Consider the following 15,813-nt stretch of genomic DNA (forward strand, 5'->3'; position numbering starts at 1 on the left):
TGAGAAATGTCGGAGAATGACAATAAAAAAGGATTTGCTGGCCTATCTTCACTTGAGTCAAAAGTGGAGCCTGTTCACAGTAAAGAAGTCCCGGATCAAGAAAAAAATGAAACAAATTTAGAGGAGCCCCATTCGCAGGCAGTTAGAACAGAGCCTCCCCCCATATCAACTGTTGTGCCTAAATATACCTATTCTCCAGAAATGGAATTTGTTAAAAAGTATTGGATATGGCTATTGTTGGGAATTTTTCTTATTTATATTTTCGCATCTCAGGATAGTAAAAAAACCACATCTACTAGTTACTCATCTGGCTCCTATACTCCGGCACCGGCCTATACGGCGCCAAGCTTTAGTTCGGAGCTTGTTGAATCAAAACCCCTGTACGGCGCAAATAATGTACTTACTGCCTCTGAAATTTATTATTGCAAGGCTGAGGAGTTGAGAATTGAGTCTAACAAGACAACTGTTGATCGTTATGATGATTTTTCTTTGACAAGGTTTAATCAAACAGTCCAAGACTACAACAGTAGATGTGCCCAGTATAGATACAAAGATGCCGCCATGAATTCAGCAAACAATGCGCTTGAATCAAATAGGTATTCAATAGAGGCCCAAGGTAGGGCCAGGATGTGATGTTGAGGATTTAATATGCGCCAATTAACAAAGAATAATTTAAATGAAAATCCTTTTTATATTCTGAAGGCAAGCCCCAGGGATACTAAGGCAAAAATTATTGAGTTCGCCGATGAGGTGGGACTCAGCTTAGACTCTGAGATTTGTAATAAGGCTCGCTCAGACTTAACAAATCCTCGCAATAGAATCGCGCATGAAATATCTTGGTTTCCAGGTGTTTCCCCAAAAAAATGCCAAGAGCTAGCCCTTTTATCCCTTAGTAACCCAAAGTTTGTTCTTGATGAATCATCCTTGCCGCCTCTGGTTTTGGCAAATTTATGGACAGCATTCTTTGAAGCTCTTGATGATGGAGAGAGCGGGGTGGAAATATCAGATTCAATTGTTAAATTTGCACATCTTTTGGAAGGCCTGTCTGCTTCAGACATTATGCGAGATCTTAATGAAGATCGCCTTGTTTCTGGATTTGCAGAGATTACATCATTAGATTTAGTGGAAGAGGCTTTAACCGAAAGAAAAAAAGTCTTCAAGCTGATAGTAAGAGATTCCCTTAACAGACTTTCTACGGATCAGTTAATTTCAGTTATGACCGATGTATGCACTGAGGGTACATTAAGTGGTGAGATAAATGCGCCTGAATTTATCTACTCAATAATTGATTCTTATGAAATTGAAACCCAAGTATTTTTAAGTAATGAATATGAAACAGCAAAGAAGCTATGCACTGCTATCTTAACTAATGCAGCTGCCAATTCTTCATTGGAGCCAAATTTATCAAATCTTAATGATGTTTCTAGAAACTTCTCAAGAGTGGCTAAGCCAATACAGCTTGCATATAAGTCTAGAGGCATGGAGCATGAATTAAGTAAAACATATGCATATGAAGTAAGGTCTTTGGCTATCGATCTTCATAATAAGCATAACCAACTCGATACATCCTTAAGTCTTACAAAAGTTAATAGGGAAATTTTTGCAGATATCCCTGAATTTGTTGACCGAGCCGATGAGGATCGGGAGACTTTAATTCAATTCCAGGCTGATAAAGAAAAAAGTAAGGAAGATCAAGAGGAGTGGGCTCAAGAAATTACTTATAGCGCTGAAATTGGTTTGGTCTTTAAGGAAACTTTGTCCCTGTCTCCAAGTGGTGCATCATATGGTGCGAAAAAATACCCCCTTGATAGCATTACGAGAATTGGGTGGGGTGCGGTACGAAATTCTGTCAATGGGATACCAACTGGTACGGACCACACTATTTTCTTTGGTGATTCTAATTCACAGGCAACTGTCACAACAAGAAAAGAAAAGGTTTACCAGGACTTTACTGATAAGTTATGGCGAGCTGTTGGAATTAGAATTATTACTCAGATGATCTCTCTCCTAAGGGCCGGAAACTCTATGAATTTTAGGGAGATGACTGTATGGGATGATCGTGTAACCCTTAAAAAGCATAAACTTTTCGGGTCTGAAGATGTTACGTGTCCCTGGTCTGATGTGCAGATTTGGTCTGCTGATGGCTCCATGTACATTGGACACACTAAGGACAATAAAATATATAGTGCCCTTCCTTATCTCAGCACTGCTAATGCGCATGTATTGGAAATGTTAATTAGAGCTGCATTTAAGAAGCCTGGGCTTATTAAGCTAAGCCAAACCTTTGAAAACTAGACCTTAAGCACTTTTCTATTAATCTAATTGCATTTAATTTGGGTTATTGACTTTTCTATTTGAAATTTGCTATAGGTATCTCTCGCATGGAAAGGCAATAATGAAAACATTTATGCAACAGATTGAAGACTCCGAGGAGCTCACTGCAGTCCATGACACCGAAGTTACAAAGCCTCAAAATCCCAACCCAGATAAACAAATAACCAGTAAAACCTCACATTTTGTGCCCGATATTCCTGCATTTACAACTCTGAAGTTCGAGAAGGGGGTCAATAACAGTTATTGGGTTCATCTAATTGCTCAGTGTGGTGTTAAGCAGGGTTTAGAGATTTATTTCAGTAGTGACTTTATGGCTCCTGAATATATAGAGTTCATTAGGAAGTTAAATATCTGCACTAATCAAATCTTAGATTTTGTTGATTCAATCTCAAATAGTTAAAAATTTCATGCCATTTAATCCAAATCTTCACCAGGGTGCAGAGCTTAATAATGAGGAGCTATGTAATTTGTTCGGCTGTAGTCCTCAAGGTGGAATGCGAAGATCGCTTAAGAATGGGGCTCTGGTATTAATTTCCAATCGGGTAGAGTCTCTCTACCAGGATAGATTTGTTGACGATGTTATTCATTACACCGGAATGGGGCAGGTTGGCGATCAAGATATTAATAGTGCCCAGAACAAAACACTCAATGAATCCAAAATCAATGGAGTAAGTGTTTATCTATTTGAAGTTTTAGAGCCTAGAAAATATACCTTTACCGGTCAAGTTGAGTTAGCAGGCGAGCCATACCAGGAGGTGCAGGAGGATGTAGAGGGTAATGATCGGAAAGTTTGGATGTTTCCTCTTGGCTTCATTGGTGGGCAGCATTTGAAGCCTTTACCTGCCGAGAAAGTTAAAAGCCTAGAGATTGCTCGGGAGCGACAAATTACCAGGCTCGATAGAGAAGAGTTGCTTCATAGAGCTAAGCAAGCTGCCAAATTACCTGGCTCTAGGGCTGTCGTGTCGAAGCAATATCAAAGAAATGAGTATGTAGCCGAAGAGGCTAGAAGAAGGGCTCAAGGCATTTGTCAGCTATGTAGTGAGGCTGCTCCTTTTGCCAACAAAACTGGGCAGCCATATCTTGAAGTGCATCATGTGCAATGGCTTGCAAAGGGGGGTGAAGATAGCTTACAGAATACTGTGGCACTTTGTCCTAATTGCCATCGCAAGATGCACATCCTTGATGCGGCTGAAGATAAGCAATTCTTGCTATCTAATTTAATGCTAAAAGTCTAAAATCACGCGCGCGCGAGGGGTAAAAATACCCCCTAAAAATCGGGCATCCGATATAAAAGAATGCCCACCCGGTATGAGATCGCTTTTGTATTGCTTTAAAACATCCCCCCCAGGGGGTGTTTAATCTCAGTTCAACCTAATTCATTTTTCTCCTTTTCCTCTGGTGTAGGGTAGTGCACCCTTTTCCATTAACTCTCTATATTTAGGGTGCATAGAGTGAATAAAGGAAAGGCATACACTGGCCTACACCAATTAGTTAAAACACTGAATTTGCAATCTTTATGACTCCATATAAATTGCCATTTTTTGACCTCTTTTTAGTGAATCTTTTGGACATTTCTTCACCCCATTGAGTTGCACCTTGTGGCTGCTCACCTCGATTTAGCTTCCAATCTTTATATGTTTGATAAAGAGGATCTGATCGCTCAAAGTTCACATCGGATGGCTCCAGGGCTTCATCCATCCAATTGAATGGAGTTGATTGACTGCTCATGTAGTCTTGGATCTCAGCCTCAACCACATCACATCTGGGCAGTCTTTTGCCTAGAGTCATCCACTTGATATGCCCATCAATTAGCCAGCGCATGATGTTTTCATCCTCTTTAGCTAATTTCTCAGGCAGATCTGGATCACCCCTCCCTGTGAAGTTGGCACCAAACCTGACCATCTTGATGCGACTATTCATTGCCTCTGTGACTGATGAGAGTCTTGGTCTGTGATTGCCATAGATCAGCAGCTTAAATGTGCGATCAAACTCAAAGAGATCTCCTCGCATGAATCTGGCTGAGAGCTTTGCATCACCAGTGAGCTCATTGATTCTGTTTTCACTCCAGAATGATGATGAGTCCACCTCTGATGCGACAGCAAGTCTGCATCCAAGCAGATTCGCAATCTCAGTAGGATGACCATCATGCTTTGACTTGAGTAATGTGGAGGAGGGGATCTTCCTGGCATAAGTCCCCATGACTCGCATCACTGCATCGCCTAGAGTATTTTTACCATTGCGACCATTGCCAATCCAAAACATCAGCCAATGGTTTTCGACTGCTCCTGATAGGCATGCCCCCAGTGCAATTTGTAAAAACTCCATCAGCTCATCATCGTTGAGTGTGATCTCCTGCAAAAACTGTGGGAATCTGAACCCATAGCCATCGCCAGGAGCCACATTGGTGATGTTTGTAATTAGATCCTTTGGGTCATGCTCTTTGATCCCACCAGTTCTCAGGTCATAGGTGCCATCTGGACAGTTCAATAGATATCGGTCAGAGTCAAACATATTGGATGACCTTGCAAATGTTGGATCGTTTTTGCAGAACCATTCCACACCACTGGCGAATGACCTTTTCTCTGCTTGCTTGCCACCCACCAAAGTGGATGCAACATTTCGGCAGTAATGAGAGACCAGTCCCATTTTCTGAGCAGCCCAATATTGACCAGTCCACTCAAACCAATTATTTGAATGGTGATCAAAGATCAATCTGTCTGTGTATCTCTGGGCGAATGCCAGGGCCACAGTGTGCTCTGATCCACCTTTGAGAAGTGCATTCTCGATTGGCTCAATCTCTGTGGATGGATCAAATACCTCGATTTGATTCATGCTCATTGCTCACCTCGATTCAGTAAGTCATTGAAGTCAGTCCAGGATGGGTCGCAGTCAGGGCCAAACTTGGGGAATATGGCCTTGCCACTCACAGCTCTGGCAGCCTCCATCGCAGCTTTCCTGCCAGTCTCATCAGTGTCACCAGCGATGATGATGTCCATCTTTGGCAATTCCAATTTGAGGCTGAGTGCGACCTTGATCAGATTGCTTGCGCTAAATGCCACCACCACAAAATGCTTTCCACTCTCATGCAGGGATGCAGCTGTGGCATATCCCTCGCAGATGATGATTGGCTTGCCCTTTGTGATCATGCCAATGAAGTGACAGCCTCCAGCAGCTTTGCCACCAGGGAAAAACCTCTTGCCTCCAGCAGTATTGATAAATTGAATCGATTGCATATCGCCAGCCACTGAGTAGATCGGCACCATCAATGTTCCCTCTTTAGAGATCTTGAGGCCATGACTTTTGACTTTCTTTTTCACCAAATATGGATGGTCATCTGGGGCATCAGGAGCAGCATCAAAGATGTCCTCACACTTTTTGGCATTGGTCATATAGGTGAGCTCTCTTTTTGCATCCTCGATTGCTCTTGCCTTGGTGATCTGCATTGCAAATTGCTCTCGCTCATAGGGAGTCTTTTTGGACTGAGCTGATTGCCAAATAAATCTGTCACCATTGCGCCAGTCACCGACTACACCACCAGAGCAGTCCTCAAAGAGCAGACCCCATCCTGAGTAGTTTTTGCCAAACCTAAAGAATGTGCCTGGCTTGATGACATCTGGCAGCCTATATTCTGGAAAGTGATCCCGAATAAAATCTTTAAATTCGTTCATTGAATTATCCCCTCTGGCTTATCAAAGTGCCCCAGGGTCTCTCGATAGAGATTGAGTAATACCAATGCATGTGACACAGCAAGAAATATCTCAGTAGTCTCAACTGTGGGGAATAAGGCCTGCATCTTTTCCTCAACCAGGAATAAGAGTGCCACCTCGGACTTAGCTGATCCTGATGCAAATACAGCACCAGCAATCGTGCTGGCCAGCATCGCCATGCCAGTTCTAGTCTGTTCATTTGCCTCCATGCTTTGGCCCTTGGTGATGATGAATTGAGCATCGGCATTGCTAAGCAGAGAGAAGATATAAGTCAGAGCTGATTCACTGACTTGCTCATCCCACACTCGGTTGTGGACTACCGCTTTGACTGGCCTAGATGAGACAGCAGCATCAATCAAATCAATGAAGATGGCCTCGCCAGAGTTGATTAAGAAATATCTCGATTGCCAGCAAGGTCTCTCTGCTCTGTCATTCCATAGCTCCACCACTTGGTGAATCTGACTCTCTAGGAATCTGTTGATATGGGCATAGTTCGCAGTAGGGTGCGCAGACTTCCCCTCTCTAAGGTATTTAGGTAACATTGGAGAAGCCTTTTTTCTTAATGAGAGTTTTGGAGAGGGTTAGAGCTGATTTGGGGTGCAACCCTTGTCGGCTCGTTTTGTTTGTGGGGTTCATAAAATCCCCTTGAGATGGCTGTGATTCTTTGTGCGCTCCCGAATAAATGCCTCAACATCTGCGATGGCATAGAAAATGGTATTGCCGACTTTTGAGAATGCAGGACTCTGGCCTCTATATCTCCAGGCAGCTGCTGTCTTAGGTGTGATGTGCAGCAGAGAGCAGAAATCTGCTTCTGTGATCATCTTCATCTGAGCTAATGCTTCCATATTTAAATCTCCTTTTCACTTGGAGACTCAAAGATAAAAGCAGGAAATTGGATTCAAACTTTGAATCCAGCTTATTTTTTAATTAGCTGATCTTTTTATGAATGGTGTTGTATCTCACACCATATTTTCTGGCGAGTTTATGCTTTGCCTTGATGATTAAATCTCTATCCTGAGTATCACCAGTGATGGATGCGATCTCTGCAAGGAGCTCCTCTTTGCTAGGGGTGCCAGCGCCAATCTTTGCGGCAGCTTTATTGCCTGATTCCATGATTCGGCTACCCTTACTTGCTGCCAAATCTTCTAGGAGTTTTTGCATCATCGATGGATCGCCTCGATCCCTTAGGATTTGGGCCTCTCTAAATAAGGACTCGAGCACCTTAGTGTATGGCACTGACTCCATAGTGCCATCTGGGAATGTATATTCCACATTAAATTTCTTCTTATCCTGAGTCATATCTTTTTTGCCAGATCAGATGCTTTGAGATTCATATATCGCTTGAGCATGTCAAATGATTTGTGTCCAGAGATAAGTCTTAACTCAGGCATTGTGAGCTCTTTGTTGGCAAAGTTTGTAATTGCATGGTGCCTAAGATCATGAAAATGTAAATCAATGATCGGTGGATCAATTTGTTGGCAGCTGCGAGTGAATCTTGCACTCACAGAGCGATGATTAACTGATAGGAATATTCGGCCCTCAGTGCGCTTGCCAGCATGCCTCTTGAGCACATCTATGGCTGTTTTAGTCAGTGGAATAGTTTGATCATTGTTATGTTTATCAGTAGGTGACTTGCGCTCTCTGATCAGTACTGTGCGATCTTTCCAATTGCAATCCTCAATCAAGAGACCACAGATCTCGGCCAGACGCATCGCACTTTCAATTGCAATAGTGGTGATATCTGCCATTGGTATTTTGATGAGATCGCCTTTGCCTTTCCAATGTTTGAATAAGGCACTGAGCTCAGCCTTTGTTGGTGTTCTTGATCTTTCCTTGCCTCTAGTTTTTAAGCCGGAGTGGGTGAGGGCGGCTCTAGCATTCTTTGCCATATCTGGATCAATGTTGATCCTCCTGGAATGATGTGCCCATTTGAGGACAGATCCAAGTGTTGAGAGGTAGCCAGCGACAGTGACACCGGTTGCTCCAGACTTGATGAGCTTATCTGTGAACTCTCTGATGTGCACTTGGTTGAATGATTGCACTGGCGCGGCTGCAAATTCTGTGGATAGTCTTTTGAGATTGGCAGTCTTTGTGCGGCCCCATTTGATTTTGGGCTCAAGCTCTGCATAAGCATCTATTAACTCTGAGAGATAGGTGCCTCTTGGCACAGTAATCAATCCTGCGTTGCCGGAGCTCTCGATGGCTGCCTCAATATTGGCAGCCCACCTTGCAGCCTCTGTTTTGCTTGTAAAGGTATTGGATCTATTGACCCCCTTTTTGCGAATCTGGACTCGATAGTGGCCGGAGGGTAGCTTAACAATGGTGCTCATCAATAACCTTTAAAATGGCTCGTGTGCAAATTACTACTCAATTGGATGCCTAAATGATACAGAATTCAGTCAGATTGTGTGCAATTTGTGTGCAAATATTATTCAAAGTAGCTAAATGACAGACAGCAAAACCAAGCCCAGTATGAAGAGATTAGCTGTTGCCCCGATGATGGAATGGACAGATCGTCACTGTCGTTCTTTTCATCGCTCTCTGACTAAAGAAGCAATTCTCTATACCGAGATGGTTACCACCGGCGCACTCATTCATGGAGATGTGCCGCGTCATTTAGATTATTCGCAAGAGCAGCATCCTGTTGTTCTTCAATTGGGTGGCTCCGAACCTTCTGATTTAGCTAAAGCTGCGGAGTTAGCGCAGCAGTGGGGCTACGATGAGATTGATCTTAATTGTGGTTGTCCATCAGAGCGCGTACAACGTGGCGCCTTTGGCGCCTGCTTGATGGCTGAGCCACAACTCGTTGCTGATTGCGTTAAAGCAATGAAGGCAGCTGTGGATACTCCGATTACCGTAAAGCATCGACTTGGTTTGGATTCGATGGATGCTGCTAACTCTAAGGCAGACTATCAATTTGCATTGAACTTTATTCTTGCTGTGGCTGATGCGGGCGCTAGTCAGGTAACCATTCATGCACGCAATGCAGTGCTGAAGGGTTTATCTCCTAAAGAGAACCGCAGCAAACCACCGTTACGTTATGAAGTGGCTGCCAAGCTTCGCTTAGATGCGCAAAAGCAATTTCCTAATCTCAAGGTGTTACTCAATGGTGGTCTGGAAACTAATGATCAGATTGCTGGTCACTGGGATGATTTTGATGGCTTCATGGTTGGAAGGGCAGCGTATCATTTCCCGGCATTGCTTTTGGGCTGGGATGACATGATTTATACCGATGGCGATGCAGCTGGATACCTCTTTAGTGAAACTGAGTGGCATCGTATTCAGGTTGCGCTGGTGAAGCAAGTTCAAGCTTGGTTTGATGAGTGCCAAGCCAAAGGAAAGCCTTTTTATATTGGTGCATTCACCCGCCACATTCTGGGCCTGGCACATGGCAGGGCAGGTTCCCGCTACTGGCGTCAGCGCCTTTCTGATCACCATGCCCTAGCTAAAGTACAAAGCAAGGCTGCCATTTTGGACTTCTTTATTGATGCTAGCCTGACCCTGGGCGATTGGGCAGCATTTGAGTTTGAAAGCGCCTAAACCCTGCATCTAAGCCATTTTTGACAGGGTTTTGCCTCAAAAGCTATAATCTAAGTCTTCAGTGGCGGACGTAGCTCAGTTGGTAGAGTCCCAGATTGTGATTCTGGTTGTCGCGGGTTCGAGCCCCGTCGTTCGCCCCACCGAATATTGCATTATCCTAAGGCTCCCTTCGTGGAGCCTTTTATTTTTGAGATCATTCTGATGAAAAAATTCGATATTCTCCCAATTCTGTTTGGCTTAGTCCTGTCCGCTATCGCGATCTATTTCATGTTGCGATCTGCGCCCGCAAATAGCGCGACTGCATCAACTATTCCTGTAGTTAAAGTCGGATCTGTATCTTGGGATCAAACCGAGATGACCATTGCTGATGTCAAGACTTTTGCTGATGCCACTGGTTTTGTGAGTCAGGCGGAGAAAAATGGTGGCGGACTTTCTTACGAATCTGGCTTTGTTACAAAACCTGGCTGGACTTGGAAGACTCCTTATGGTGTTAAACCAAAAGCCACTGAGCCGGCAGTGCATCTCAATCAATCCGAAGCTGCTTCTGTTTGTCGCTTCTATGGCAAACGTTTACCGACTGATGCTGAATGGATCTCTGCGGCGTTTGTGGAACAAAGAGAGACTCCTTCTGCTGGCTATACCAAAGGTCAACGTTATCCCTTTCCAGGTGGATCCACCCCGGCTGTCTCCCATTGCTTGAATGGTTGTGGCGATTACAAGGGTGTAGCACCAGCAGGTGCGTTAAATCGCGGTACTGGTCATGTACCTACTGGCACCACAAAACCTGGAGTGAATGGCTTATTAGATATGGGCGGTAATGTTTGGGAGTGGACAGCAACTGAGCGTCATGGCGGTTTCATTACCCGAGGCGCTTCCTGGTGGTATGGACCAGACAGACAAAAAGAGTCTGATGTGGAGTCCAAGTCGGCAGATATTGGTGTGGTGTATATCGGCTTTCGCTGCGTTAGTTGATCCCATGAAACAATAAGGGATGACCAATTCCATAGTAGACCCATCCGCTATTGAAATTACCCCTGAATATCAGGACGTAATCGACGCCATCGAACGTCATGACCCTTATATTTTTGTTAGTGGTAAGGCGGGTACCGGTAAGACTACCTTAATTGGCTATCTGCGTGAGAACATTCCAGGTAACGTCGTGGTGGTGGCGCCAACTGGCGTAGCTGCATTGCAAGTCAAGGGTGTCACGATTCATTCATTCTTTCGTTTACCACCACGCTTAATCTTTCCAGAAGAAGACATCAAGCCTTTAAAAGATAAGCGTCTCTATAAAGATATCCGACTGCTTATCATTGATGAGATCTCCATGGTGAGGGCAGACGTGATTGATGCAATGGATTTGTTTCTGCGCGCTAATGGTCCACATAAGAGCCAGCCCTTTGGCGGCATTCAGGTGATGTTTGTGGGGGACTTATTTCAATTGCCACCAGTTGTATCCCAGGCAGATATGCAGGTGTTATCTGAGCGAGGCTATGAGGGCCCTTATTTCTTCTGTGCGATGGCCTTGCATCGTAAAGACGTGACTATGGTGGAGTTGTCTAAGATCTTCCGTCAGAAGGATGCACACTTTGCAGGACTTCTCAATCAGATCCGTATTAATCAAGATATTGGTGAGGCGCTCAATATTTTGAATGAGCAGTGCTTTGAAAATGCACCAGAAGTGGATGATCAAACAATTACGCTGACTACAACCAATGCCCGTGCCGATCAAATTAATAATGCAGGCCTGCGTGCATTAACTACAGACGCCAAAGTCTACACCGGTAATAGTACCGGCAAGTTTAATGTTGACGATCGTAATTTGCCTTCACCCAATCATCTGACTTTGAAGGTGGGTGCCAAGGTCATGTTTACCGCGACTGATAGCAACTTTCCTAAGCGTTGGGTTAACGGTACTATTGGCGTGGTCCGCGAATTGTTGCCCAATAGTGTGAAAGTGATGGTGCAAAACGGCCCTTACTCCAATACGGTTGAAGTAAAAGGCCATCAGTGGGAATCTTATCGCTATGACCATGACATGATGTCTGGAAAGATTTCACCTAACATCATTGGCACCTTTGTGCAGATTCCATTAATGCTAGCCTGGGCTGTCACTATCCATAAGAGCCAGGGCAAGACGCTCGATAAGATCAAAGTAGATCTCTCATCGGGAGCATTTGCATCAGGGCAAGTCTATGTAGCCCTGAGTCGCTGCACCTCAATTGAAGGGATCACCCTAGAGCGACCAATACAGCCCAAAGACGTGAGCTGTGACCAAGAGGTGAAGCGTTTCTACCTCAACTGTTTGCCTGGTTAATCTTTATCAAGCCTTGACTTTGCAATAAAATAGTTATAACATTGTTATTACTATGAAAAAACAGTTGCATCTTCAAATCCGTCAAATAGGTAACTCTCGTGGAGTGGTTATTCCTAAGGCTATCCTTGAGCAGATAGGATTTGATGATCAGGCTGACTTGGTGATTGAGGGTGACAGGCTCGTATTGAGTAAACCCAAAAAAAATCCCCGTGAAGGTTGGGCTGAGGATTCAAGAGCAATTGCCGAGGCTGGTGAGGACGAATTAGTGTTGGGCGACTTTATGAATGAAGCTGATGAGGATTGGGTTTGGTAAAAAGTATCGTTTCACGCGGAGATATTTGGTTAATTAATCTAGATCCAACTATGGGAAGTGAGATTAAAAAGACTCGACCATGCGTTGTTGTATCTCCGCAAGAGATGCATGACTTTTTGCGAACCGTGATTATTGCGCCAATGACCACAAAAGGAAGATTAGCATCCTATCGCGTGCCGATTACACACGATGGTAAAAAAGGTTTAGTCCTCTTGGATCAGATTCGCACAATAGATAAGGCCCGCCTAGTCAAAAGATTAGGCGCAGTCAGCAATAAAACATTGGGAGCTAGTCTCGATATATTGCAGGCAACTTTTACGCCGTAGTTGGAAATCTAGAATCCCGCTGCCAATCCATCTCGGCGATGATCGCTACCAGCAATATAGGCATCCTTAGTTTCTTCACCGAGCAGTGCAATTGCTTGGGCGCTACCAAAATCTAAGCTATTTGCCGGCATCACGGTCACTTCATGCCCCAGCGCTTTCAAGCCTTCAACTACAGCCGTGGGCATAGAAGCTTCTACCGTCAGTTTGCCAAGATCATCAATTCTCCAGCGGGGCGCATCAGAGCAAGCTTGGGGATTGAGATACTCATCAACAAATCGCATGACAAACTGAATATGTCCTTGTGGCTGCATATTGCCACCCATCACACCAAACGCCATAGTAGGTTGATTACCCTTTGTTAAGAATGCAGGAATGATGGAGTGAAAAGGGCGCTTACCTGGCGCTACTTGATTGGGGTGACCATCAGTCAGGCTAAAGCTCATGCCGCGGTTATGGAATGCAATACCGCCGGGAGCAACCACTCCAGAACCGAAGCCCTTAAAGTTCGACTGAATATAAGAAATCATCATGCCAGATTCATCTGCAGCACAGAGGTAAACAGTCCCGCCAGCATGAGGATCCCCTGCACCATAACTGCCTGCTTGATTGTGATTAATGAGTGCAGCACGGCTAGCCAAATAATGCCTATCTAATAGGGCGCTAGCTGGCACCTTCATCGAGCTGGCATCGGATACGTGGGCATAGGCATCGGCAAAAGCAATGCGCATTGCTTCTACTTGAAGATGAATGCGTTGCGCAGAATTGGCAGGATATTGTTTGACATTAGCAGCCTGCAAAATACCCAGCGCCATTTGTGCAGCGATGCCCGAGCCATTGGGTGGAATTTCATGGAGGGTGTATTCACCATAATCAAAGGCTAAAGGTTCTACCCATTCAGTTTGATTATTTGCAAAGTCGGTCATAGTGAAGCAACCGCCAGTACTTTGTGCGAAGTCAACCATGCTTTGCGCTAACTTGCCGGTATAAAAAGATTCACCTTCTGTCTCGGCGATCTCACGAAGTGTTTTTGCTTGAGCCGGGTAGCGCCATATTTGGCCAGCAACCGGGGCTTTGCCATCGATCAAAAAAGATTCACTAAAGCCTGGTTGATTCTTTAGGATCGGAACTGCTTCGCGCCATTGCCGAGCAATTACCGGTGAAACTGGAAAACCGTTCTCTGCATAATCAATTGCGCGCTTAAAGAGTTGCGCAAAAGGCAGCTTGCCAAATTTACGAGATAACTCAATCCATCCTGAAACCATACCTGGTACGGTTACGGTATTCCAGCCAATCAAATCCATGGCAGATTTGCCTGAAAAATAGTCTGGCGTCCATGCTCCGGGTGCGCGACCAGAGGCATTCATGCCATGGAGTTTTTTGCCATCCCAAATTAAGGCGAAGCCATCTCCACCGAGACCATTCATGGTGGGCTCAACTACGGTGAGTGTGATTGCAGTTGCTAAAGCCGCATCAACTGCATTGCCACCATGCTGCAGAGCTTCAATACCAGCTTGGGTTGCTAAAGGCTGTGAGCTAGCCACAGCATTCTTAGCTAGCACTGGGGCGCGTGCCCCACTATAAGGAGGAGAAATCAACATAATTTGAAATTTTCTTAATTAAAGATGTGATACAAAATCGGAATAGCAACCGCACTAATTACGCCGTTCATGCCCATGGCGAGGCTGGCATAAGTGCCTGCCTCAGGATGAATACTAAATGCTCTCGAGGTACCAATGCCGTGAGCGCCAATACCAATCGCAAAGCCACGCTGCCACCATGCTTTCATCCCCAATGCATTCAGAATAAAGGGCGCCAAAATAGCCCCCAGAATTCCGGTGGTGACGGCAAAGATAGCAGTCAAAGTTGGGGATACGCTAATACGTTCAGCGATGCCCATGGCAATTGGCGCGGTTACCGACTTGGGGTACATAGCACCAGTGATGCTGGAGTCTGCTCCAAATAGTTTGGCGATATTGACGGCGCTAATGATGGATACCAGGCCACCTACAACTAGAGATGCCAGCAAGGGAAATGATCTACCTTTAAGACTACTAAGTCCTCTATATATTGGTATTGCCAGTGACACCGTGGCTGAGCCCAATAAGAAGTGAATAAATTGCGCACCTTCAAAGTAGGTTGCATAGGGCATCTCAATCAATTGAATCATGCTAGCCACCAAGATGATGGCAATAGCTACTGGGTTTGCCAGAGGATTCTGTTTAGTCGTTTTATAGATTAAGAGACCAATTTGATAGGCTGCTAGGGTAATAAAGAGGGCAAATAAAGGGCTAGCGGAGAGGTAAACCCAAATCTCTACGATGGAGTGCTTTTCACTCATGATTCAGTGCTTTGGTGTTTTGCACTTAAAAAGCGGACAACGATTGCCGTTGTGGCGATTGTCAAGATAACGCTACCCACTAACGCACTCACGATGGCCAGTGCATTGGCTTTAAGTTGGGGTAAAAATAGCACCACCCCTACTGCTGCCGGCACGAATAAGAGGCCAAGGTATTGGCTAAAGCCATCTGCCACCATGGCTAAATCTTGATTTATGCCTTTGCGAAGTACCAGCCAAATAATCAGAAGGACTAGGCCAATCACGGGGCCTGGAAGAGTGGGGAGGGCAAATTTGGAAACCAGCTCACCCAGGCTTTGAAATAGAAGAATTTGAACGAGGCCGGAGATCATATGTCGATCTTACTGCCCAGCAATATATGTTGCAAAGCAATAAGTTATTTCTTCGTTAAGATAATCACAACAAAAAAGCAGGGTCTTTATCTGTTGGTGAAGGCTTGAATATAAAAACACTGAGGAGAACGCACATGGCTGACTTAAACGTCAACGGTAAAAAGTACAAGGTAGCTGTTGATCCTGATACCCCTTTGTTATGGGCGATCCGAGATCATGTTGGCTTAACTGGTACCAAATATGGTTGCGGTGTAGGTCAGTGCGGGGCTTGCACTGTGTTGTTTGATGGCCAAGCAATTCGTAGTTGCATGGTTCCAGTTAGTGCGGCTGAGGGTAAAAAAATCGAAACTATCGAAAGCCTGGAAAAAAATGGCCAGCTCTCAAAAGTACAAAAAGCTTGGGTCGACAATCAAGTGCCTCAATGTGGTTACTGTCAGTCTGGCATGGTGATGGCAACTACTGCTTTGTTACGGAAGACCCCGAAGCCGACTGATGCGCAGATAGATGCTGCAGTCACCAATATCTGCCGTTGCGGAACCTTTCAACAAGTGCGTGATGCTATTCATGCTGTGAGCAAGGCATAAGGAA

Annotated in this window: 19 protein-coding genes and 1 tRNA gene; 11 read left to right on the top strand and 9 right to left on the bottom strand. The window is 44.8% G+C overall.

What is annotated here, in order from left to right:
• Positions 1–6 precede the first annotated feature (6 nt).
• From FD975_RS03600 to FD975_RS10505, 4 genes are all read left to right on the top strand, one after another.
• Complete coding sequence (locus FD975_RS03600; protein ID WP_215303187.1) at positions 7–633, top strand: hypothetical protein; 627 nt, start codon at positions 7–9, stop codon at positions 631–633.
• A 15-nt stretch (positions 634–648) separates the two neighbouring features.
• Positions 649–2,295 (top strand): hypothetical protein, encoded by a 1,647-nt coding sequence (locus tag FD975_RS03605; protein WP_215303189.1) that lies wholly within the window; start codon positions 649–651, stop codon positions 2,293–2,295.
• A 100-nt stretch (positions 2,296–2,395) separates the two neighbouring features.
• Positions 2,396–2,734, top strand: a complete 339-nt coding sequence (locus tag FD975_RS03610) for a hypothetical protein (protein WP_215303191.1) — start codon at positions 2,396–2,398, stop codon at positions 2,732–2,734.
• A gap of 7 nt (positions 2,735–2,741) precedes the next feature.
• Positions 2,742–3,569, top strand: coding sequence for an HNH endonuclease signature motif containing protein (locus FD975_RS10505; RefSeq protein WP_215303193.1), 828 nt, complete (start codon positions 2,742–2,744; stop codon positions 3,567–3,569).
• A gap of 256 nt (positions 3,570–3,825) precedes the next feature.
• On the opposite strand, the gene FD975_RS03620 is transcribed toward FD975_RS10505, so the two are convergent.
• From FD975_RS03620 to xerC, 6 genes are all read right to left on the bottom strand, one after another.
• Positions 3,826–5,172, bottom strand: a complete 1,347-nt coding sequence (locus tag FD975_RS03620; protein WP_215303195.1) for a phage/plasmid primase, P4 family — start codon at positions 5,170–5,172, stop codon at positions 3,826–3,828.
• A complete protein-coding gene (locus tag FD975_RS03625; protein ID WP_215303196.1) occupies positions 5,169–6,002 on the bottom strand; it encodes a toprim domain-containing protein in 834 nt (277 codons plus the stop codon). The genes FD975_RS03620 and FD975_RS03625 overlap by 4 nt, the downstream gene beginning before the upstream one ends.
• The gene (locus FD975_RS03630) at positions 5,999–6,583 is read right to left on the bottom strand and encodes a hypothetical protein (protein ID WP_215303198.1); all 585 of its coding nucleotides are present in this window, start codon (positions 6,581–6,583) and stop codon (positions 5,999–6,001) included. Before FD975_RS03630 ends, FD975_RS03625 begins: the two co-directional genes overlap by 4 nt.
• A 90-nt stretch (positions 6,584–6,673) precedes the next feature.
• Entirely contained in the window at positions 6,674–6,886 is a 213-nt protein-coding gene (locus FD975_RS03635) for a helix-turn-helix domain-containing protein (RefSeq protein WP_215303200.1), read from the bottom strand.
• Between the two features lie 82 nt (positions 6,887–6,968).
• A complete protein-coding gene (locus FD975_RS03640; protein ID WP_215303201.1) occupies positions 6,969–7,340 on the bottom strand; it encodes a hypothetical protein in 372 nt (123 codons plus the stop codon).
• Entirely contained in the window at positions 7,337–8,371 is a 1,035-nt protein-coding gene (xerC, locus tag FD975_RS03645; RefSeq protein WP_215303203.1) for a tyrosine recombinase XerC, read from the bottom strand. The genes FD975_RS03640 and xerC overlap by 4 nt, the downstream gene beginning before the upstream one ends.
• 115 nt (positions 8,372–8,486) lie before the next feature.
• Between xerC and dusA the strand changes: the two genes are divergently transcribed.
• The 6 genes from dusA to FD975_RS03675 all read left to right on the top strand — a co-directional run bounded on the left by dusA (position 8,487) and on the right by FD975_RS03675 (position 12,537).
• On the top strand, positions 8,487–9,581 hold the full coding sequence (gene dusA / locus FD975_RS03650; RefSeq protein WP_215303204.1) for a tRNA dihydrouridine(20/20a) synthase DusA: 1,095 nt from the start codon (positions 8,487–8,489) through the stop codon (positions 9,579–9,581).
• 64 nt (positions 9,582–9,645) lie between these two features.
• Positions 9,646–9,721 (top strand) — tRNA-His (locus FD975_RS03655).
• Between the two features lie 61 nt (positions 9,722–9,782).
• Positions 9,783–10,553, top strand: coding sequence for an SUMF1/EgtB/PvdO family nonheme iron enzyme (locus tag FD975_RS03660; protein ID WP_215303206.1), 771 nt, complete (start codon positions 9,783–9,785; stop codon positions 10,551–10,553).
• A gap of 19 nt (positions 10,554–10,572) precedes the next feature.
• Entirely contained in the window at positions 10,573–11,898 is a 1,326-nt protein-coding gene (locus FD975_RS03665) for an ATP-dependent RecD-like DNA helicase (protein WP_215303208.1), read from the top strand.
• Between the two features lie 52 nt (positions 11,899–11,950).
• A complete protein-coding gene (locus tag FD975_RS03670) occupies positions 11,951–12,211 on the top strand; it encodes an AbrB/MazE/SpoVT family DNA-binding domain-containing protein (RefSeq protein WP_251371409.1) in 261 nt (86 codons plus the stop codon).
• Between the two features lie 5 nt (positions 12,212–12,216).
• Positions 12,217–12,537 (top strand): type II toxin-antitoxin system PemK/MazF family toxin, encoded by a 321-nt coding sequence (locus tag FD975_RS03675; protein ID WP_215303806.1) that lies wholly within the window; start codon positions 12,217–12,219, stop codon positions 12,535–12,537.
• Positions 12,538–12,545: 8 nt separating this feature from the next.
• Here the strand turns inward: FD975_RS03675 and FD975_RS03680 are convergent, their stop codons facing one another.
• The 3 genes from FD975_RS03680 to FD975_RS03690 are packed head-to-tail and all read right to left on the bottom strand — an operon-like array spanning position 12,546 to position 15,225.
• Positions 12,546–14,135, bottom strand: coding sequence for a gamma-glutamyltransferase family protein (locus FD975_RS03680; RefSeq protein ID WP_215303210.1), 1,590 nt, complete (start codon positions 14,133–14,135; stop codon positions 12,546–12,548).
• Positions 14,136–14,149: 14 nt separating this feature from the next.
• Positions 14,150–14,875, bottom strand: a complete 726-nt coding sequence (locus FD975_RS03685) for an LrgB family protein (RefSeq protein ID WP_215303212.1) — start codon at positions 14,873–14,875, stop codon at positions 14,150–14,152.
• Positions 14,872–15,225 carry a CidA/LrgA family protein gene (locus FD975_RS03690; protein ID WP_215303214.1) on the bottom strand — a complete coding sequence of 118 codons (354 nt, stop codon included), beginning with the start codon at positions 15,223–15,225 and terminating at the stop codon, positions 14,872–14,874. Before FD975_RS03690 ends, FD975_RS03685 begins: the two co-directional genes overlap by 4 nt.
• A 134-nt stretch (positions 15,226–15,359) precedes the next feature.
• Between FD975_RS03690 and FD975_RS03695 the strand changes: the two genes are divergently transcribed.
• The gene (locus tag FD975_RS03695; RefSeq protein WP_215303215.1) at positions 15,360–15,809 is read left to right on the top strand and encodes a (2Fe-2S)-binding protein; all 450 of its coding nucleotides are present in this window, start codon (positions 15,360–15,362) and stop codon (positions 15,807–15,809) included.
• The last annotated feature ends 4 nt before the right edge of the window (positions 15,810–15,813 follow it).

The organism is Polynucleobacter sp. AP-Jannik-300A-C4 (assembly GCF_018688335.1).
Lineage (GTDB): Bacteria > Pseudomonadota > Gammaproteobacteria > Burkholderiales > Burkholderiaceae > Polynucleobacter.